We start from the raw sequence: 19,902 nt of genomic DNA, 5'->3' as shown, positions 1-19,902 counted from the left end.
GGCGATCGCATAATCTCGATAAAATGACTTCTTTATTATCCCCCATCTCGCGAAAAATCTAACAAAATATGAAAATAAAAATTTCAACTGCTTTATTTTTGGACATATTTACAACAGTTGCAGAAAGACACTAACCCAGAAAATTAATCTAGATTTATTCTTGCCATTCTGTTCTTAATTGTTCGATAACGCGATTTAAACCCACAGAATTTGAGGCCTTAAAAAGCAAACAATCCCCTGGTTGTACTGTTTGTTTCAACTCTGCAACAACTTTATCATGGGTGGTCAAACAAACAGTAGGAATATTTTGAGAACCGATCGCGATCGCCTCAGCTTGGCGATCGTCAGCTAAAATTAATACCCGATCTAACTGTAATTCTTGAGCCACCTCTCCCACCTGTTGATGTAACTCCGCCGATTTATCCCCCAACTCCTTCATCGTCCCCAAAACAGCAAGATGACGTTGTGCGGGCGTTTCTTTTAATAAACGTAATGCTGCAACCATCGACTCAAAACCCGCATTATAAGTCTCATCCAAGATGGTAATATTTTCCCCCAATTGATAACGTTGAGCGCGACCCTTGGGCAACTCTACAGATAGACCCGATAATAGAGGCTGCCAATCTAGATCAAGCACCTTTGCCACCGCCAAAGCAGCCAAATAATTAGAGGCATTGTGACGACCTAATAAAGGCAACGGAAAAGATTTTCCTTCTACTCGTAATGTCTGAAAATCTAGCAATTCTCCCCGCAAATCTCCCTTTTCCAACCCATAAGTTATCGTTTCTCCCCGCCAAACCGTCGCCGCCGTTTGCATGAGAAGCTCATTATCCGCATTTAAAACGGCAATACTATTATCCGGCATCGTCGCCAGTAACTCGCATTTTGCCCGCGCGATCGCCTCCCTAGACCCCAATAAACCAATATGTGCCGTCCCAACATTAGTAATCACCCCAATCGTCGGAGAGGCAATTTCCGTTAATTCCGCAATTTGTCCCTCACCCCGCATCGCCATTTCAATAACCGCATAATCGTCATTCTCTGACAATCCCAATAGAGTTTTCGGTACGCCAATTTCATTGTTATAATTCTTCAGAGTTTTGAGAACTTGCCCTCGCGTTGCCAAAACTGAGGCAATCAGTTCCTTTGTTGTTGTTTTGCCAACAGATCCCGTAATACCAATAATCGGAATTTCAAAGCGATCGCGCCACCAATTGCCCAACCTTTGATAAGCCCGTAATGTATCTTTAACTTGCAACTGAGGAATAGTATCGGGTAAATCCCTGAAGGGATCTCGAGCAATAATAAGTGCTTTTGCACCTTTATCTACTGCTGCTGCTAAAAAATGATGACCATCAAAAGCGTCTCCCTGCAATGCTAAAAATGCTTCTCCAGGTTGCAAGGTACGGGTATCCGTATTAATCCCCGTCAGTAAAACAGATGGGGACAAATTGGGGAGATAGCGGGAAACTTCGAGAATTTCCGGCAATTGGGCAAGAGAGACAGTAAAAGACATAATGGGAAATAAAACAGCAATCCTCCCCAAAAGCTCCCTTGCGAGGAGAATAGGAGACAGATAAAGAAGTCGTCAAAGACTCTAAAGCGAGAAGTACGGAAATGTCAAGCAAATTATCCTAAAGTTCTATGAAGTTTCGGTGAATTTTACCAAAGCGCATAAAAAGCAAGCAAGTTATCATAAAACTATAAGAGTAGAGATTTGAATCGGAATCCATTCAGAATACTTTTTTTCAGGGCAGCTTGTGCCTGCATCTTATCTTCAATCTCCATCACTCCCATCTATCCTTTAGTGAAATGTCAACAGCCCTAGTTTTAATTAAATAATTGGAGGGCTGAAAGCAGTGCCAACCTTGACTAGCTCCTATCTTAGACCCACCCGCCAAGAAGACCAACGTTTGTACGATCATCTCCTTTACTGCGTACAGACAGAAACTCCCCAAGAAACAATTGAACGCTTTCGGCGCTTGTTTATCGGGGGGCGAAATTACGAGCCTCTTGAGGTGCGAATTGCCCTAGAAACCCTTGCCAGCGAGAAAGAAGCCGAGGAAAGTTTTCATTTTCTCCTCAATCGCTGCTGCCATATTCTCATTAATCGCTGGCAAACCCAACCCCAGAATAGTTGGGCAATTGTTCAATTGGTAGAAGTGTTTCGCTTTATTCCCCCCATCGGCTCCGTGCAGGCTCGGGGGGCCCGTCGCCTGCGACAATTGGTGCGGGACTTTCGGGAAACAGAACAGTTTTTGACCTTACAACGACTGGCGAGAGTGATCGGCAATACCATCGAAGATCGCGGCAAACTGCGCCCCCTGCACGATCGCCATGGGGAAGGCAATCTGGTGGGAACCTTGATCAATCGCTATCCTTACCTCTACGAACATTGCTTGCTCAGTCAGGATAGCAGCTACGAACACCAACAAACCGTGCGCCAAATTCGCGATCGCCTGCAACAGCAATTTGAGTTAGATCTTTCCCACTATGTCACCTATCAAGTTCGTAAAGCTGCTTATTCCCAAGGCGATCGCCTAATCCAACCCGTAAAAAATCCCACCTTATTGAGTAGCAGAGAACTCGGGGTAGCCGTGCGCCAATTTTCAGGACGCATTGAAGGCGATCGCACTCATCGAGACATGGCCAAGAATTTTCTCACCCACAGCCTGCAAGCGTCCTCCTATCGCAACTTTAAGGAAGATCTCTACGAATATCTTACCGCTTCGGTAGACCCTCAATATGGCAATCAGAAATTTAATGAAAAACTCTACGATCGCCTGAAAAATACCCTCTCCCGTTACGATCTGCAAAAGCCCAATAATACACTTTTATTGCGAACCTCCAGTCATTTATTAAATTTTTTGGTCGTAGAAAGCCCCCAGCGTCCCGATCATTATGTTTTTGTGGATTTAATCACCAATTTAGGAGCAACGCCAACCGTCGTTTTACTCTTAAAAATCACCCTACTCTGCAATCAAGTGAAGCCCCATCTCGAAAAACGCTTTTCGATTTTATTCAATCATTACGAGTCATCCACCGAAGAGGGGGTTCCCTGGTTGGTCAAATCGATGGAAAATATGCACATTGCTTTTAGCGTTCATTTTGGCTCTGTCGATCTCTCTCTTATGCAAAAATTTCTTTAGGAGAATTGACCTTTGACGGTTGTGGATGAACTTGAAAATTTTGGTCACGAACAAATTTGGGCTGTCTTTTCTCAAAAATCGCCACTTAGGAAACCAAGCGGTAAAAACCTATTACGCTCTCGCTGAAGCCTGCTTAATTGGTGCAGTTTCCGGCATTGCTGCTCTTTTACTCAAAAAAGGGGTGGGATTTGTAGGGGGATTTCGCCTCTCCCTGGTTGAAGATCTGGGAATTTGGATTCTGCCACTGTTTGGGTTTATCCTTTGTTGGATAGCCGGGTGGCTGGTAGAACATCTCTCTCCCGCAGCCAATGGGGGTGGAGTCTCTCAAGTCAAAGCCGCCCTCGCCAAATTCCCGATCCCTCTCACCTTGCGGGTGGCGATCGTGAAAACCCTCGGCGCAATTTTAGTCTTAGGGGGAGGCTTAACCCTCGGGCGCAGGGGCGCTACAGTACATATCGGGGCGGCTTTAGCTGGGCAACTCAGTCAATGGGTGCCCACCTCTCCCCAACATCGCCGCCAAATGATCGCCGCCGGAGCCGCCGCCGGATTAGCCGCCGGATTTAATACCCCGATCGCCGGGGTTCTCTTTGTGGTGGAAGAACTGTCTCGGGATATGTCGGGGCTAACCCTAGAAACTTCGATTCTTGCTTCCTTTACCGGTTCCGTTGTCTCTCGCTTATTGGGATCGGCGGATCTCAATCTACCTCAAGCAATACTCGTTCCCCAGATCGTCAACGAATTTACCCCCCTCGATATTCCTTTCTATATCCTCTTGGGAGTTGCTGCTGGGGTTTTGGGGGTTTTCTTCAATCGCGGGATGTTGTGGAGTCGCACCTTGCACCGCCGTTTAAATATCCCCATGTCCTGGCGCTTGGGGTTCATCGGTTTAATTTCTGGGACGGCGATCGCTTTCTCCCCAGATGTCTTCCGCAATAATGCCGGATTGCGGGATTTTTTAGTTACGGGAGAAGCAGATCTACAAAACATCGCGATCGCCTTTATGCTTCATTTTGGCTTGACCATCCTTGCTTCCGGAGCCGGAGCCCCAGGGGGACTCTTTGCCCCCTCTTTGGTTCTCGGTTCTGCCCTAGGCTCCCTAATTGGCGGAATTGGTTTGTTATTGGGGGGGGTGAGTTCCCAAACTACTTATGCTTTGGTGGGTATGGGGGCATTTTTTACCGGAGTGGCGCGGGTTCCGGTGACGGCGATCGTGATTGTTTTTGAATTAACCACGGATTTTCAATTGGTTTTACCCCTGATGATTAGTTCGGTTGTTGCTTATGGGGTAGGGGAAGCCTTACATAAAGGTTCTCTCTATCAGCATCTCCTCGAAGCAAGCGGCATCAAATTGAAGGATGGGGAAGGCAACCGCGATGTTCTCGAAGATTTAACCGCCGCCGATGTCTTACAGGCTCGAATGGACACTTTACCCCTCAATCTGACTGTTGAGGAAACTATTCAGGCTTTTTCCCGTTCTGAACATCATGGTTTTCCGGTGGTTGATGAAGGAAATCTGGTGGGAATGGTGACGGAAACCCAGCTTGCTAATTTGGGGGGCATCTCTCGCAAATCTCCCCTCCGTCAAATTATGACCCACAATCCGATCGCGGTTCATCCCGAAGCGACTTTAAGTGATGTACTTTATTTGATGGATCGCTATCAGATTTCCCATTTGCCGGTTACGGAGGGGCGACGATTGGTGGGGATTATTACTCGCAGCGATCTCATTCATGCTACCGCCGATCGCTTGCGGGTGAATCAATCTCAGGGCGATCGCGAACCCGATCCCTCTTACTCAATCTATCACGTTCGCGCTCCAGTCACGGGGAAAGGACGCATTTTACTGCCCCTCTCTAATCCCCATACAGCAGCAACAATGCTGGAAATTGGTCTGGCGATCGCTAAGATGAGAAATTGTGAGTTGGAATGTTTGCACGTCATTTTGATCCCCCTCCACAATCTTCCCGCTCAAACGGCGGTGGATGAGTCGGAAAGTCACAAATTGTTAGCAATGGCGCAGGATAAGGCGCAGGAATGGGGTGTTTCCTTACACCTGCAAATTCGGGTTGCTCACAATACCGCGCGGGCTGTTTTGGATGTTGTGCGGGAACGTCATATCGATCTGCTGCTCATGGGCTGGAAGGGATTTACCGCCACCCCTGATAAGATTTTTGGGGATGCGATCGATACATTAATTCATCAGGCTTACTGTGAGGTTGTTTTGGTGAAATTAGGGAAACACAAATATTCCTATCCTTTAGCTCCCACAAAATCCAGCACTTGGCTGATTCCCACGGCGGGGGGTCCAAATATGCAGCGAGGGATGGAACTGTTACCCGCTTTTGCTTTGTTAACTCCTTCTCCTCATTTATTATTATGTCAGATTCATACTCCTGATGGTAAAAAAATCGATACGAGGATGTTGGAGGAAACTGCCGATCGCCTCCGAAAACAAATGGAAACGGTTGTACAAACGGTTTCTTGGCGCTCTGATAACCCAGTCGATGCGATCGTGCAATTGTCAGAGGTGAAGCTATGCGACCTCACTATTATTGGCGCAAGTCAGGAAGGTTTAATGCAACAGGCTATGTACGGTAACATCCCGGAAGCGATCGCTTCCGGGATAAAAGGGACAGTAATCTTAGTTAGGGGGGCTTTAAATTAGGATCTAGGGAATATACCTAGGGAACATATCTAGCAATTTTGATAAGGGAGAAATTAAGGGAAAAAATAAACTTGGGTCATCATAACGATCACGCCTAAGCTCATCATTACTAAAGCCATTGCTAAACCAACAGATTGTCCAACTTGCCCGAATTGCCCAACTTGATTTTGGGGGGGAGATTTTATAATCATTACGCTGTTTTTTAAAAAGTTTTTTGTATATCTTTAAATAATATCAATAAAATGTAAAGAATAACCATCAATCAACAAATTTCTTTATCTAACTTTACAGCTTTTAATCTTAATGTTTTCTTTATTATTTCGGAATCGCTTTTACAGCAAGGTTTTTGCCGGATCGAAAAATATTTACCAAGCAATATATTTAAGTTTTCCGAGGGATTAGCGATCCCCCCTCCCTGGCAACTCGTCAAGATTTGGCTACATTTTGGGATTTAGCATTGTCTTGGGATCGGCCTCTCTGAGCCTCTCTATTTTCTGAGGCAATAATCTCCCGAAAAAAGCTATTTTGTCAAGCCATGTTCGAGAGCATAGCGGACTAACTCCGTGCGACTATTCGTTCCTGTTTTGCTGAAAAGTCGGCTGACATACTTTTCAACATTGCGAACGCTAGTTTCGAGTTGGCTGGCGATTTCCTTATTCATTAAACCTCGGGCAACGAGATCGAGAACGCTTTGTTCGCGGGGAGTCAGTTCAATTTTAATGGAGGAAGCAATGGGAATAATACCGGGGCTGTGGTTGAGCATTCCCTTAATCGTGGCCAGTTCTTTGACAATTTCATCAAGTTTTGAACCCTCTTCATTCCCTTCGCTGCTGGGGTTGCGTCGTTGGAGAAGGTTGCGAACGATCGCCATGAGTTCGTCAGGTTCAAAGGGTTTTGGAAGGTAAGCATCAACACCAGCCTTATAACCTTGAATGCGATCGGTAGTCATACCTCGAGCCGTGAGAAAGACCACGGGAAGAGTTTTAAAACGCACGTCATCTCGTAATTGTTGCAAAAATTGGTAGCCGTCCACTTGAGGCATCATAATGTCAGAAATGACCAGATCTGGGGGATCTATTTCGAGAATTTTCCATGCTTCTTCAGCACCAGCAACCGCCGTCACAGCAAATTCCTCATCATCTTCAAGATAGGCCTGTACGGCGGCTCTTAATCCCGGTTCGTCGTCAACTAGCAAGAGTTTCGGTTTATCTGACATTTCAATTTCCATAACAATTATCCTTGCCTTGGCCTTTCCGATTGTAACCCACGCCAGAATCAGGAAAAACGATGGGGCGCGATCGCGCAAAAATAGTCAAAAAATTCAACGGATAGCCGGCATTTTTGTCGAAAGACGATCTAAACTAACTCTTAAGGCGTAACGCGATCTCCCGTCTCGTACATCAAACCCATGACAACTGCCACTGCAACTGAGAACGACTTTAAATACAGCCTTGAAGATCCCATCGGTCAGGGAATTTTCAGTGCCACCTATCCCGCAACGGAAGTTAACTCCAATAAGCCCGTCATTATTAAAACTTTGGCGGCCAGTCTTCACGATCATCCCCATTTCGATCGCTTCTGCAAGCATTTTCTCGGCCTCAGCCAACACCTCGCCCGAGTTTCTCATCCTCGCCTACCCAGAATTTGGGAAAGTTTTGCCGAAGAAGGCGTTCCTTATGTTGTCTGCGATCGCATTCTCGGCCAGAATCTCGCCGATAAAATTGCTTCAGAAGGTGCTGTATCGGAATCCCGCGCCAAAGGATGGATCGAGCAAATTGCTTCCGCCCTATCTGTCCTCCACGCCGCCAACTTGCAACATCTTGATGTTCAACCCCGCAATATTATCTATCGTTCCCAAACCGATGACGTGGTTTTGGTGGACTTAGGCATGGCCTGCAACCTGACCCCAGAAATTCGTCAAACCCACGCCAACCTCATCGCCCCAGGCTATGCGGCGATCGAACAGTACGATCCCAAGGGGAAAACTTCCACCGCTACGGATATTTACGCCCTCAGCGCTGTTTTTTACTTCTTATTAGCGGGAAATCCTTTACCGCCGGTGCCCTTACTCGAACATATTCCACCGGAAAAATGGCAAAAATTTCCCGAAGGCATCAGTCAGGAAATTAAGCAGGCGATTTTACAAGGCCTTGCGACTCCAAATAAACGCCCGCAAACCTTAAAAGCCTGGTTAGCACTGTGGCATCCCGCCCCCGTTGCTGCACCCACTAAGGCGATCGCCCCCAAATCTCCCCCAGCCGCAACCCCACAACAAACCGCGTCTAATTTAGCAAAAGAAACGCTTCCGGAACCGCGTCCTCCCGTGGAACTGCCTTCTGTTCCCGCAACTCCAAAAAGCAGTTCTCCAGCCAGATTAGAGGAACTCGAGTCTTCTGGAACCTCTGCTACTTTTCAGCAAACACCCAAGAAGCGCGAAACAACCGATCGCAATACCAGTGTTGTCATCGGCAAAACGCCGCGCAAGGGCAAAAAAAGGCCTACCCACTCAAAAGCAGCAAAACCGACAAAAGCGACAACTAAACAGCCCGCCAAACTCAGGTTTCCCGTGGGAGCATTATTAATGACCAGCGCGATCGCCGCCTCTGCGGGAGCAGGTTTTGGTTTATCCCTGCGGCTCAACCGTCCCACAGAAGCGGGTTCTACCTTCTGGCACAACGAACAGTCCTTCCCTCCCCGGGACGATTTTCAGAGTCAGGGATTAGAGAATAATGAGGGATGAATTAGGAAAAATGAGGGATGAACACGGGAAGGCGATCGCCGCCTTCCTCAGTCATTTTCTCTAGTCATTTTCTCTAGTCATTTTCTCTAGTCATTTTCTCTAGTCATTTTCTCTAGTCATTTTCTCTAGTCATTTTCTCTAGTCATTTTCTCTTCCTTGAGAATTGATACTCGAAAAGTAAGTTATAATTTTGTTACAAAACGTCAAGAAAATCCGCTCATGAGCAATCCTGTTACCCGTGCCTTTTTTATTGGTAAAGCCTTTGCCGAAATCTTAGGAGAAAAAGTTGAGGACACTTTGACCAATGCCCTGAGCGAATTTGGTAAATTTGATGCCGAACAACGCGAGAAATTTCGGCAAGTTGCGGAAGAAACAATGGCCAGAGCCGATCGCGAAATGGCTCAAACCAATGGAGGTGGAGGACATGGGGGACAAACTAGCAATGGTGTGAGTTCCGGCGACCTGCAAGAAACCATCGACGATCTGCGAGCAGAAATTGCCAGCCTGCGATCGGCACTGAATAGCCATCGGAATTCACCGACTTAAGGCGCACTTAAAATGCAATGCCAGTTCATCTGGTCTTTTTTTTATAGGACTTACGCATTAACGGGCAAGATGCCCGCACTACCATAGCCAGAGAATACAGTAGTGGGAGCGTCTCGCTCCCTAGCTGCGTAAGTCCCATTTTAGTTTTTAAAACTTTTTGACCTTCTTTTTTTCTTTTAACTTAAAAAGTGTCTGCCCTATCCCCTAACTCAACCACAACCCCCTATCCTCCCCTAATTGACCCCAGCGATCGCCTTTCTCGTCCAGAACGAGGCAAAGGTAAGTACCGTTGGAACCGCGACAATTACTCTCGTTTTCGTCGCCGTGCTGATATCTGGCGAGTGGTTCTCACTTTCTTGACAGAATTATGGTGGGATAGCAAAAAATGGTCTTATCCAGGGGGCTACAGCGAAGAAAAACGGCAACAGCGTCGCCAAAAACAAGCGGTTTGGTTGCGGGAAAGTTGTTTGGAATTGGGACCGACGTTTATTAAAGTCGGACAGCTTTTCTCAACCCGAGGGGATTTATTTCCCACACAATATGTGGCCGAATTAAGCAAACTCCAAGACCAAGTTCCCGCCTTTTCCTACGAACAAGTTGCCGCCATTATCAAAGAAGATACGGGAAAATCGGTGAACGAACTGTTTCGCAGTTTTGAACCGACTCCCCTCGCCGCCGCCAGTTTAGGACAAGTTCACAAGGCACAACTTCATAGTGGTGAAGAAATTGTGGTCAAGGTACAGCGACCTGGTTTAAAACAGCTTTTTACTATCGATCTGGCAATTCTCAAGCGCATTTCCCAATATTTCCAAAATCATCCTCAATGGGGTAGGGGACGAGATTGGATGGGGGTTTATGAGGAATGCTGTCGCATTCTCTGGGAAGAAACAGATTATATCAACGAAGGGCGCAATGCCGACCTATTTCGACGCAATTTCCGGCATTTGGAGTGGGTCAATGTGCCTCGGGTTTACTGGCGTTATGCCTCTCCTCGTGTTCTCACCCTCGAATATCTCCCTGGCATTAAAATTAGCCATTACGAGGCGATCGAAGCGGCAGGACTCGATCGCAAGCTCTTGGCTCGTTTGGGGGCAGAGGCCTATTTGCGACAATTATTGAATGATGGCTTTTTCCATGCAGATCCCCATCCCGGCAATATCGCTGTTGCCACGGATGGGGCGCTCATCTTTTATGATTTTGGCATGATGGGGCGCATCAAAGCCAATGTAAGGGAAGGCTTGATGGAGACTCTTTTTGGCATTGCTGAAAAAAATGCCGATCGCGTGATTGCCTCTTTAATTGAACTAGATGCCCTGACCCCAACGGGAGATTTATCTCCCGTGCGGCGATCGATCCAGTATATGCTGGATAACTTTATGGATAAGCCTTTCGAGGATCAGTCTATTAATGAAATTGGCGAGGATCTCTACGAAATTGCTTACGATCAACCCTTTCGCTTCCCCGCCACGTTTACCTTTGTCATGCGGGCATTCTCAACCTTGGAAGGGGTAGGTAAGGGTTTAGATCCCGAATTTAACTTTATGGAAGTCGCCAAACCTTTTGCATTAGATATTATGACCAACACCAACGGCAACGGCAGTAGTTTATTGGATAAATTGGGACAACAGGCCGCCCAAGTCAGCAGCACGGCACTAGGACTGCCTCGGCGCATTGAAGATACGATCGAAAAATTAGAGCGGGGAGATATCCGCGTGCGGGTGCGATCAACGGAATCCGATCGTTTGTTACGAAAATTAAGTTCGGTTCAGCTTTTGACCAACTATACTTTATTAGTTGGTGCATTTACGCTATCTGCTACTATCCTTTTAGTAAACGATAAAATTGTTTTGGCGATCGTTGTTGCTGGACTTGCAGCTATCATTAGTCTTTTTCTGTTACGACTAATGCGCCGACTCGACCGCTACGATCGCCAGCCATAAAAAACCTCGCTAATTTTGTTTGAGACTCAAATCAATATGAAACGTCGCTTCACGGGGCTAACCGATACCGGAGTTCTTCGATCTGTCAATCAGGATGATTATTATATCGATCCGAAAGGACGCTTTTTCATCGTCGCCGATGGAATGGGGGGTCACGCTGGAGGTCAAGAAGCCAGCCGCATTGCTACGCAATCTATTCAGGCATATCTTAACGATCGCTGGGACGATAAAATCAACTCGGAAACTTTATTAGAAGAAGCGATTGAGTCAGCCAATCAAGGGATTTTAGACGATCAAGAAGAACATCCCGAGCGGGCGGATATGGGGACAACTATTGTGATTGTTCTCTTTCGTCGCGATCGCGCTTGGTCTGCTCATATTGGTGATTCTCGTCTCTATCGCCTGCGGGGGGAAAATCTTGAGCAAGTCACAGAAGACCAAACTTGGGTAGCGCGGGCGATGAAAATGGGAGATTTGACCCCAGAAGCAGCACGCATCCATCCTTGGCGGCACGTTTTATCTCAATGTCTCGGACGTAAGGATATCCAAAATATTGAAATTCAGAAAATAGAGATTCAGAAAGGCGATCGCCTCTTATTGTGTAGCGATGGGTTAACCGAAGAGGTACCAGATCCCTCAATTCAAGAGTTATTGCGGGAGAGTGAAAATGGCGAGGAAGCAGCGAAAGGGTTAGTGGAGCAAGCAAAGGAAAATGGAGGCTCGGATAATATTACTGTAGTGATTGTATTTGAAAATTAAGATGGATTGATAAGGGGGTATGATGATTATGTTTTACAGGCTCGGAACAAGTTAGGACATGGTGACGACAGACGAAAAACGCCCCCCAACAACTTCGCTAGATTTTGATTTGGCGGCATATCTCAAAGCACAGAAAATCAAGGTAGAAGCTGCACTCGATCGCGCTGTCCCTCCTAGTGCTGAATTTCCCAAAATTTACGAAGCCATGCGCTATTCTCTGTTAGCGGGAGGAAAGCGCTTGCGTCCCATTCTTTGTTTAGCAACTTGCGAAATGCTGGGGGGTAGCGCGGATATTGCTATGCCTACTGCTTGCGCCTTGGAAATGATTCATACTATGTCCTTAATTCACGACGATTTGCCCGCAATGGACAATGATGATTATCGTCGGGGCAAGTTAACCAATCACAAGGTATATGGCGACGATATTGCTATTTTAGCGGGGGATGGCTTGCTTTCTTATGCCTTTGAGCATATTGCTACCCAAACCTCTAATGTACCACCGGAAAATGTGTTAAAGGTGATTGCATATTTAGCCAAGGCCTCCGGTGGTGCGGGCATTGTGGGGGGGCAGGTGGTAGATTTAGAATCGGAAGGGAAACCCGATATTTCCCTTGAACAGTTGCAATTTATCCACGTGCATAAAACCGGGGCATTACTGGCAGCCTGCGTGGTTTGTGGGGCAATATTAGCGGGGGCAACAGAAGAAGATATACAGAAGTTAACCCGATACGCGCAGAATATTGGTTTGGCATTTCAAGTCATTGATGACATTTTAGATATTACGGCAACGCGAGAAGAATTAGGGAAAACGGCGGGGAAAGATGTGGCTGCACAAAAGGCAACCTATCCGAGTTTGTTGGGGCTAGAAGCCTCGCAAAACAAAGCCGAACAATTAATTGAAGAGGCGATCGCGCAACTGAGGGATTATGAAACAAAGGCGGAACCTTTACGCGCTTTAGCTCGTTTTATTACCTCTCGAAAAAGTTAGCAGTAGCAGGAAAAATTAGCAAAAAATTTAGCAATTGCAATCACAACAAACTATGCAGCATTTTGGGGATATTTTCGGCAATCATGTTTTATTAGTTGCCCTCAGCGCTTGTTTTCTCGCTCAAGGATTAAAGTTCGCGATCGGTTTAATTCGCGAAAAAGAAGTTAATCTGCAATGGTTATTCAGCACGGGGGGGATGCCTAGCGCTCATTCTGCTTTGGTGACGGCTTTGGCAACGGGGGTGGGACAAACAAAAGGCTGGGGGAGTTCGGAGTTTGCGATCGCCTGTCTATTTGCCATTATTGTCATGTACGATGCCACAGGAGTGCGTCAAGCGGTGGGCAAACAAGCCAAGATTCTCAATCAAATCATTGATGATATGTTCCAAGAAGACAAGGAGTTTAATGAGGAGCGTCTCAAGGAGCTTTTGGGTCATACTCCCTTTCAAGTTTTGATGGGTTTGGCGTTAGGTATTGGGACTTCTCTGGTCGCGGAATGGGCGATCGGGGGGGGGATGTGAAGGCGATCGCCCATCCCAATTTATTGAACCGGTACAAAATCATAGCTAAACCCCGATCGCGTCCCCACTTTAACTTCTACTAATTGTACGGCTTGATTGCGATCGCCGGAAGGTAAAAAACGAATGTCTCCCGTGGCTCCAGTGGCTTGAAACTGGGACTGTGCGAAAGCATTTTGAATGCCGGATCGAGTCGGATTTTGCTTGAGTGCTTCAATAAAAGCACGAGTGGCATCATAAGCCATGGCCGTGCGCCAATTGACATCTCCTCCCCATAACTGTTGCGCGGCTTTAGGAAATTCAGATCCAGGATTGCCGAGAATATGCCAAGGCACCGCCAAAACCATGCCCAGGGCGTTTTCTGCCCCCCGTGCCAGGATATCGGGCTTATAGGCGCTATCTCCTGCCAGCAGAGAGAGTTTTCCTTGATTGGCAGCAACGACAGCCAGCATTGCTTCTAAAACTTCGGAATTTGCCGCCAACATTAACACTTCTGCCCCGCGATCGCCGGCTTCTTGTACCATACGACGGGCATCAAAGTCCGGTGCAGAAAAGTCATATTCAGCCACAACTTCCCCTCCTTGTCCGAATAAGTCAGTGGTAAAAACATCTTTTAAAGACTGACTATAGTTACTCTCGGAATTAAAGAAAACTGCCGCTTTTTGTTTTTTTAATCCTTCCAGTTGATATCGCGCTAAAGCACTGCCGGCAAAGCGATCGCTGGGGACAGTACGAAAGATATAATTTCCTACCCCAGAAAGAGTAACGGAGGTACTGGTGGGAGAAATCATCGGTAATTTTTCTTGCTGATAAATTTTTGCGGCTGCGAGGGTTGTGCCACTGCCAAAATGTCCCACAACTCCTAAGATTTCTGGCTTTTTCGCAAATTCTGCGGCGACTTGTTGGGCAATTTCTTCATCATTATCATCGTTAGCAATTAAAACTTTTAAATTGATGCCATTAATTCCCCCTTCTCGATTAATTTCATCTTGAGCTTGTGCTACACCGCGCAACATTTCTTTAGCAGCATTGGCATTATTACCAATGGGCATGGAGGCAACAATCGTATAAGATTTTTTTTGACCGATGCGGGCATTGTTGAGGTAAATTAAGGCTTCAGGGTCGTTTTTAGTCACTGCTAAAGAGGCTTCGAGTTCGCTAATTGCCTGCTGATAATTACCTTGGGCTAAAGCCTCTACTGCTTTTTGTTTTTGAGGGGTTGTTAAGTCAGAAATAAGAATTGCTTCCCCACCACTCAAACGCGGGAGAGGTTGTCCCGATTGAGGGGGTGTTGTTGTTATTGTGGGAGAAGGATCGGGAGGATTCGGGCGATCGCTTTGTTTAATGGTATTGGCAAACCAGAGTCCACCTGTAACAACCACGGCTCCTGTTACCAATAAAGCAATAATTAAAGCAGGAGTTTCTTTTTTTGGCATAGTATTTATTGGTTATTTGTTATTTATTTCTGTTCCCCAATTGATAATTAATCATTGATAATTAATCATTGAATAGGGACAAATTCATAGCCGAAACTGGTGCGATTTCCGGGTTCGATTATCACTAATTGTACAGCTTGATTGCGATCGCCGGAAGGGAGAAAACGAATTTTTTGTGAGGCACCCTCCCCTAGGAAATTGCGATCGCTTAAGGCTTGTTGCACCCCTTGACGAGTCGGATTTTGATTTAAGGCAGCGATAAAGGCTTGTAGGGCATCGTAACTCATGGCCGTGCGCCAGTTGACCTCTCCTCCCCACAGTTGGCCGGCCATCTTAGCAAATGGAGTATTGGGGGCAGCCAAAATGTGCCAAGGGATGGCTAAAACCATGCCTTCTGCATTTTGTCCTCCTATTTGTAAGGTTTTGGCGGTATAGGCGCTATCTCCCGCTAAAAGAGGCAGCGATCGCCCATTAACCCTAACGACTTGCAGGGCTGCATCTAAGGTTTCTGAGTTGGATAATAAAATTAAAACTTCTGCACCCTTATTTTTGGCTTCTGTTACTGCATTATTAGCATTAAAATTTCCCGTGAGGTCGAATTCTGCGACGACTTCTCCTCCCTGACTTAAAAGATCGGTATTAACAACCTCTTTCAGAGACTGACTGTAGTTACTTTGAGGATTATAAAAAATTGCTGCTTTTTGTTTCTGGAGAGTATCTAATTGATAGCGGGCGATGGCGCTACCGGTAAAGCGATCGCTGGGGACGCTGCGAAAAATATAATCCCCAACTCCTGATAACTCAACCGAGGTACTGGTGGGAGAAATCATCGGTAGTCCTTTCTCTTGGTACACTTGTGCCGCCGCTTGGGTGGTATCGCTGCCAAAATGTCCCACGACTCCTAATATGTCTCGATTGTTTGCAAATTCTCCTGCAATTTCTCGGGCGATCTCGGGGCTATTATCATCATCCGCAATGAGAATTTTTAGGGGAATGCCGTTAATTCCTCCCAGATCGTTAACACTCTGTTGCGCTTGGGCGACTCCTCGGAGCATTTCTTTCGCTGCATCGATATTACCGCCAATCGGCACAGAAACGGCGAGAGTATAGGATTGAGCGTTACCAATTTTGGCGTTATTAAGATAGATTACAGTTTCTGGGTCGTTTTGTATCGTTTTTAAAGAAGCCTCAAAGTTAGTTATGGCTTCAGAGTAGTTTTTAGCTGATAAGGCTTGAATTCCTGCTTGTTTTTGGGGAGTTGTCGTATCGCTAACTAAAAGGCGATCGCCATTACTCAAGCGCGTTTGTAGTCCTTCTCCCCCATTGGTAGCCGCGATCGGGGTTTTATCTCCTCCTGCACCGATTAAACCCGAATTATACGCCCACCATCCCCCTCCGCCAATAATTGCCCCTGTAATTGCGAGGGAGAAAATGAGTATTTTTGTTTCATTACCTTGAGACATAGCGATCGTAAAATTAAAAATTAACAGGTTTTTTTGGCTAGATTCTAATTTTAGCGCCAGCAAAGGCGATCGCACAGTGAGAAGCCGCAACAGAATCATCCCCAAGCAAGGATCTCAGTCTCCAGAACAAGTCTTTTTCCCGACCCCCCTAACCATTACCGATTACCCATTACAATAGAATGCAGCAACTTAACATTTATTCAAGGAATCGATAGCGTACATGGGTAGAGTAGTTGGCATCGACTTGGGAACGACAAACTCGGTAGTTGCCATCATGGAAGGCAATAAGCCGATGGTAATTGCCAATGCCGAAGGAATGCGAACCACCCCTTCCGTCGTGGGGGTGAACAAGGAAGGAGAATTGCTCGTCGGACAGTTAGCGCGGCGACAGACCGTTCTCAATCCCAAAAATACCTTCTATTCCATTAAGCGTTTTATCGGTCGGAAATATGCCGAATTAAACCCCGAATCCAAACGGGTTGCCTATACCATCCGTCGGGATGAGGAGGGAAATATTAAGATTCCTTGTCCTCGGCTACAAAAGGATTTCGCCCCAGAAGAACTCGCTGCTAAAATTCTCAGACGCTTGGCAGAAGATGCCGAACGCTATTTAGGAGAACCGATTACCGGTGCAGTGATTACCGTCCCTGCTTATTTTAACGACTCCCAACGACAAGCGACGCGAGATGCGGGACGCATTGCGGGCTTAGAGGTTCTGCGGATTATTAATGAACCCACGGCGGCTTCTTTGGCTTATGGATTGGATCGCCAGGGCAGTCAAACCATTATGGTGTTTGACTTGGGGGGAGGGACCTTTGATGTCTCTATTTTGGATGTGGGAGACGGTGTATTTGAAGTTCGCGCCACCAGTGGCGATACCCAGTTAGGGGGAAATGAGTTCGATCGCAAAATTGTCGATTGGTTAGCAGAGGCGTTTTTAGAACAGCAAAAAATTGACTTAAGGAAAAGCGATCGCCAAGCATTACAGCGCCTCATGGAAGCCGCCGAGAAAGCGAAAATCGAACTCTCTGGAGTGGGCATTACAGACATCAATCTGCCCTTTATCACCGCCACGGAAGAAGGACCCCAGCATATCGAAACGCAACTCACCCGAGGCAGTTTTGAGGGGTTATGCGGCGATTTATTGAGTCGCCTGCGCCGTCCTGTTAAACGCGCCCTTAAAGATGCGGGACTCGGACCAATGGATATTGATGAGGTGGTTTTGGTGGGAGGGTCCACAAGAATGCCCATGATCCGAGATTTGGTTTACAGTCTCATCGATCGCGAACCCAATCAGAACGTTAACCCCGATGAAGTTGTTGCGGTGGGTGCAGCAATTCAAGCGGGAATTTTATCGGGATCTGTCAAAGATGTTCTTTTATTGGATGTTACGCCCCTTTCTTTGGGCTTAGAAACTGTAAGTGGTGTAACGAAAAAGCTCATCCCGCGTAACACCACGATTCCTGTGCGTCGTTCCGATATCTTCTCCACAGGGGAAAATAACCAAACCGTGGTAGAAGTGCATATTGTTCAAGGGGAACGGGAAATGTCCAAGGATAATAAGTCTTTGGGACGTTTCAAGTTAACCGGAATTCCTCCCGCCCCGAGGGGTATTCCGCAAATTCAAGTCGCTTTTGATATCGATGCCAACGGTATTCTACAAGTCACGGCGATCGATCGCATGACGGGACGAGAGCAAAGTATTGTTGTTCAAGAAGCCTCGACTTTGAGCGAATATGAAATTAATACCATGTTGCAAGAAGCCGAACGTTTTGCCAGTGAAGACCGGGAACGACGGGAAAAGGTCGAAAAACGCAATCGGGCAAAATCTTTGGTCGATCAAGGAAAGCGACGGTTGCGGGAAGTAACGCTCGATTTTGGCAGTCAGTTTGCAGCCTACTATCGCCGCCAAATTGAGTCTCTCATGCGAGAATTAGATGAAAGTTTGGAACGGGATGACGATCGCGGTATCGATCGCTCTTCTGCGGACCTGCAAGATGCCCTCTACGAACTGAACCGGGAAGTGCGCTTGCAATATGAAGAAGAAGACGACGGCGATTTCTTTGATTCAATTAAGCGCACTTTTACCGGAGACAGCAAGCGAGAAGAACGCTACGATCGCCTCGATCGCAATCGTCCTCCCAATAGTAGCAATCGCGATCCCTATGAAGATACTTTCGATCGCTACAATAAGCGCACTACTCCCGATCCCTATTCTCCTCCCCCTCGCGATCGTTACTCAAGCCCTCGCGATCCTTATGTTTCTCCCCCTTCTTCCCCTCGCGATCCCTATGTTTCTCCCCCTCCTCGCGATCGCCGCAATTCTCGCCCCACCTACAAGAATGATTGGGATGAGGATGACGACGACTGGCTCTGAAAATAATTGATAATTGATAGTTGATAGTTGATAGTTGAACTTGTCCATGCAAAACTTCCGCGATTACTACAGGATTTTAGATGTAGAAACGAATGCGTCTGGTGTTGATGTCAAACAGTCGTTTCGACGTTTGGCGCGGCGCTATCACCCGGATATGAATCCTGGGGATAAAGTCGCGGAGGATCGCTTTAAGGAAATTAACGAGGCTTATGAGGTCCTTAGCGATCCCTATCGGCGATCGCAATACGACAATTTCAGCCGTTATTGGGATGCTAATGGGCAAAAGCGCAAATCCCCGAGAAAAGCGCCCCCCAAACGCGATCGCCAGGTTGCAGAGGAATTCGATCCGAAAAGTTACAAAGATTTCGATCGCTTTGTTGAGGATTTAATTAACCGATCGCCAGACATTAGCGAAAGACCTCCCGCCAGTGCTAGGGTCGATCCTCGGGCCAAAGATGCCTTTCGCCCTGGAGTTAAGAAAACCGAATATACAGTTCGAGAAACGGATAATAACGCGACCAAAAAGGAACGCCCGCGCAATATTGAAGCCAAGTTAACTCTACCGTTGGAAAAGGCGTATAGTGGCGGTAAAGAGCGCATTCGCTTAGAGGATGGGCGATCGCTGGAAGTAGAAATGCCTCCGGCGATCGTCAATGGTCAAAAAATTCGCTTGCGGGGTCAAGGCATGAATGGTGGCGATCTCTATCTGAAGATGACCGTCGAACCCCATGCCGTTTTTGAGGTACAAGGGGCGGATATTTTTTGTCAGGTGCCGTTAACTCCCAGTGAAGCCGTTTTGGGGGGTTTAGTGGAAGTCCCAACCCTAGATGGATTAGTAAAAATGAACGTTCCGGCAGGAGTGCGATCGGGCAAACGCTTACGCCTCGCCAATAAAGGCTATCCTCGCGGTAATAGTTCTCGTGGCGATCAATTAGTAGAAATTCAGGTGATTGTCCCTACGGATTTAAGTACCCAAGAAAAAGAACTTTACGAGAAACTCCGTCAAACTGAAGTCTGCAAGCCTCGTCAAGCCATGATTGAGTCTTTATTATCATAGCGTTTATTATCATAGCGATCGCTAATATGTTTTGCTATACCTCACAATTAATGAATCAAGAAGCGGCATAGTAAAGGTATCCTTTGGGGCTAATACGTCATCCCATACAAAAGTACACCCAAAATGCTTCTTTATAAGCGATCGCGCTTGAGATTGTCATCATAGGGGTAAACCCAAAAATAGAGAGTGAGAGTTAGCCATTGATTTTAATCAATGGTAGTCGAACGAGACGGGTTTTAACCCGTCAAGATATCAAGATATCTTA

15 protein-coding genes are annotated in these 19,902 nt (G+C 46.6%); 10 read left to right on the top strand and 5 right to left on the bottom strand.

All coding sequences use genetic code 11. The features are described from left to right. Positions 1-154: 154 nt before the first annotated feature. On the bottom strand, positions 155-1,516 hold the full coding sequence (murF, locus tag JUI58_RS09665) for a UDP-N-acetylmuramoyl-tripeptide--D-alanyl-D-alanine ligase (protein WP_204103562.1): 1,362 nt from the start codon (positions 1,514-1,516) through the stop codon (positions 155-157). 352 nt (positions 1,517-1,868) lie between these two features. Between murF and JUI58_RS09660 the strand changes: the two genes are divergently transcribed. Together JUI58_RS09660 and JUI58_RS09655 are read left to right on the top strand one after the other, a co-directional pair. After that, entirely contained in the window at positions 1,869-3,149 is a 1,281-nt protein-coding gene (locus JUI58_RS09660; protein ID WP_239121371.1) for a hypothetical protein, read from the top strand. Between the two features lie 25 nt (positions 3,150-3,174). After that, positions 3,175-5,814, top strand: coding sequence for a chloride channel protein (locus JUI58_RS09655; protein WP_204103561.1), 2,640 nt, complete (start codon positions 3,175-3,177; stop codon positions 5,812-5,814). 53 nt (positions 5,815-5,867) lie between these two features. On the opposite strand, the gene JUI58_RS09650 is transcribed toward JUI58_RS09655, so the two are convergent. Continuing rightward, entirely contained in the window at positions 5,868-6,005 is a 138-nt protein-coding gene (locus tag JUI58_RS09650; protein WP_204103560.1) for a hypothetical protein, read from the bottom strand. Between the two features lie 329 nt (positions 6,006-6,334). Beyond that, positions 6,335-7,030 carry a response regulator transcription factor gene (locus JUI58_RS09645; RefSeq protein WP_239121366.1) on the bottom strand — a complete coding sequence of 232 codons (696 nt, stop codon included), beginning with the start codon at positions 7,028-7,030 and terminating at the stop codon, positions 6,335-6,337. A gap of 192 nt (positions 7,031-7,222) precedes the next feature. Between JUI58_RS09645 and JUI58_RS09640 the strand changes: the two genes are divergently transcribed. From JUI58_RS09640 to JUI58_RS09615, 6 genes are all read left to right on the top strand, one after another. Beyond that, on the top strand, positions 7,223-8,554 hold the full coding sequence (locus tag JUI58_RS09640) for a protein kinase (protein WP_204103559.1): 1,332 nt from the start codon (positions 7,223-7,225) through the stop codon (positions 8,552-8,554). Between the two features lie 219 nt (positions 8,555-8,773). Next, complete coding sequence (locus JUI58_RS09635; RefSeq protein ID WP_204103558.1) at positions 8,774-9,100, top strand: DUF6825 family protein; 327 nt, start codon at positions 8,774-8,776, stop codon at positions 9,098-9,100. Positions 9,101-9,336: 236 nt separating this feature from the next. Then, complete coding sequence (locus tag JUI58_RS09630; RefSeq protein WP_348539870.1) at positions 9,337-11,040, top strand: AarF/ABC1/UbiB kinase family protein; 1,704 nt, start codon at positions 9,337-9,339, stop codon at positions 11,038-11,040. A gap of 36 nt (positions 11,041-11,076) precedes the next feature. Further along, the gene (locus JUI58_RS09625) at positions 11,077-11,799 is read left to right on the top strand and encodes a Stp1/IreP family PP2C-type Ser/Thr phosphatase (protein WP_204103556.1); all 723 of its coding nucleotides are present in this window, start codon (positions 11,077-11,079) and stop codon (positions 11,797-11,799) included. A gap of 58 nt (positions 11,800-11,857) precedes the next feature. Beyond that, positions 11,858-12,787 carry a geranylgeranyl diphosphate synthase CrtE gene (crtE, locus tag JUI58_RS09620; protein ID WP_204103555.1) on the top strand — a complete coding sequence of 310 codons (930 nt, stop codon included), beginning with the start codon at positions 11,858-11,860 and terminating at the stop codon, positions 12,785-12,787. A 52-nt stretch (positions 12,788-12,839) separates the two neighbouring features. Beyond that, positions 12,840-13,307: a divergent PAP2 family protein gene (locus JUI58_RS09615; RefSeq protein ID WP_204103554.1), complete on the top strand. Its 468-nt coding sequence runs from the start codon at positions 12,840-12,842 to the stop codon at positions 13,305-13,307. Between the two features lie 20 nt (positions 13,308-13,327). Here JUI58_RS09615 and JUI58_RS09610 read toward each other — a convergent pair whose 3' ends face one another. Continuing rightward, positions 13,328-14,740, bottom strand: coding sequence for an ABC transporter substrate-binding protein (locus JUI58_RS09610; protein WP_204103553.1), 1,413 nt, complete (start codon positions 14,738-14,740; stop codon positions 13,328-13,330). 65 nt (positions 14,741-14,805) lie between these two features. Then, on the bottom strand, positions 14,806-16,293 hold the full coding sequence (locus tag JUI58_RS09605) for an ABC transporter substrate-binding protein (RefSeq protein ID WP_239121365.1): 1,488 nt from the start codon (positions 16,291-16,293) through the stop codon (positions 14,806-14,808). A 130-nt stretch (positions 16,294-16,423) separates the two neighbouring features. Between JUI58_RS09605 and dnaK the strand changes: the two genes are divergently transcribed. Continuing rightward, positions 16,424-18,580: a molecular chaperone DnaK gene (gene dnaK / locus JUI58_RS09600; protein ID WP_204103552.1), complete on the top strand. Its 2,157-nt coding sequence runs from the start codon at positions 16,424-16,426 to the stop codon at positions 18,578-18,580. 46 nt (positions 18,581-18,626) lie between these two features. Next, positions 18,627-19,637 (top strand): J domain-containing protein, encoded by a 1,011-nt coding sequence (locus JUI58_RS09595; protein WP_204103551.1) that lies wholly within the window; start codon positions 18,627-18,629, stop codon positions 19,635-19,637. Positions 19,638-19,902 lie beyond the last annotated feature (265 nt).

Origin of the sequence: Spirulina sp. CCY15215, from assembly GCF_016888125.1 — a bacterium.
Taxonomy (GTDB): domain Bacteria; phylum Cyanobacteriota; class Cyanobacteriia; order Cyanobacteriales; family Spirulinaceae; genus CCY15215.
The sequence above is the reverse complement of the archived record's forward strand: the minus strand, read 5'-3'. Positions and strand labels throughout refer to the sequence as shown.

Coding starts and splice junctions, on each gene's coding strand:
- crtE (WP_204103555.1), top strand. CDS start 11,858: ATGGTGACGACAGACGAAAAACGCCCCCCAACAACTTCGCTAGATTTT.
- JUI58_RS09615 (WP_204103554.1), top strand. CDS start 12,840: ATGCAGCATTTTGGGGATATTTTCGGCAATCATGTTTTATTAGTTGCC.
- dnaK (WP_204103552.1), top strand. CDS start 16,424: ATGGGTAGAGTAGTTGGCATCGACTTGGGAACGACAAACTCGGTAGTT.
- JUI58_RS09655 (WP_204103561.1), top strand. CDS start 3,175: ATGAACTTGAAAATTTTGGTCACGAACAAATTTGGGCTGTCTTTTCTC.
- JUI58_RS09635 (WP_204103558.1), top strand. CDS start 8,774: ATGAGCAATCCTGTTACCCGTGCCTTTTTTATTGGTAAAGCCTTTGCC.
- murF (WP_204103562.1), bottom strand. CDS start 1,516: ATGTCTTTTACTGTCTCTCTTGCCCAATTGCCGGAAATTCTCGAAGTT.
- JUI58_RS09650 (WP_204103560.1), bottom strand. CDS start 6,005: ATGATTATAAAATCTCCCCCCCAAAATCAAGTTGGGCAATTCGGGCAA.
- JUI58_RS09625 (WP_204103556.1), top strand. CDS start 11,077: ATGAAACGTCGCTTCACGGGGCTAACCGATACCGGAGTTCTTCGATCT.
- JUI58_RS09610 (WP_204103553.1), bottom strand. CDS start 14,740: ATGCCAAAAAAAGAAACTCCTGCTTTAATTATTGCTTTATTGGTAACA.
- JUI58_RS09640 (WP_204103559.1), top strand. CDS start 7,223: ATGACAACTGCCACTGCAACTGAGAACGACTTTAAATACAGCCTTGAA.
- JUI58_RS09595 (WP_204103551.1), top strand. CDS start 18,627: ATGCAAAACTTCCGCGATTACTACAGGATTTTAGATGTAGAAACGAAT.
- JUI58_RS09645 (WP_239121366.1), bottom strand. CDS start 7,030: ATGTCAGATAAACCGAAACTCTTGCTAGTTGACGACGAACCGGGATTA.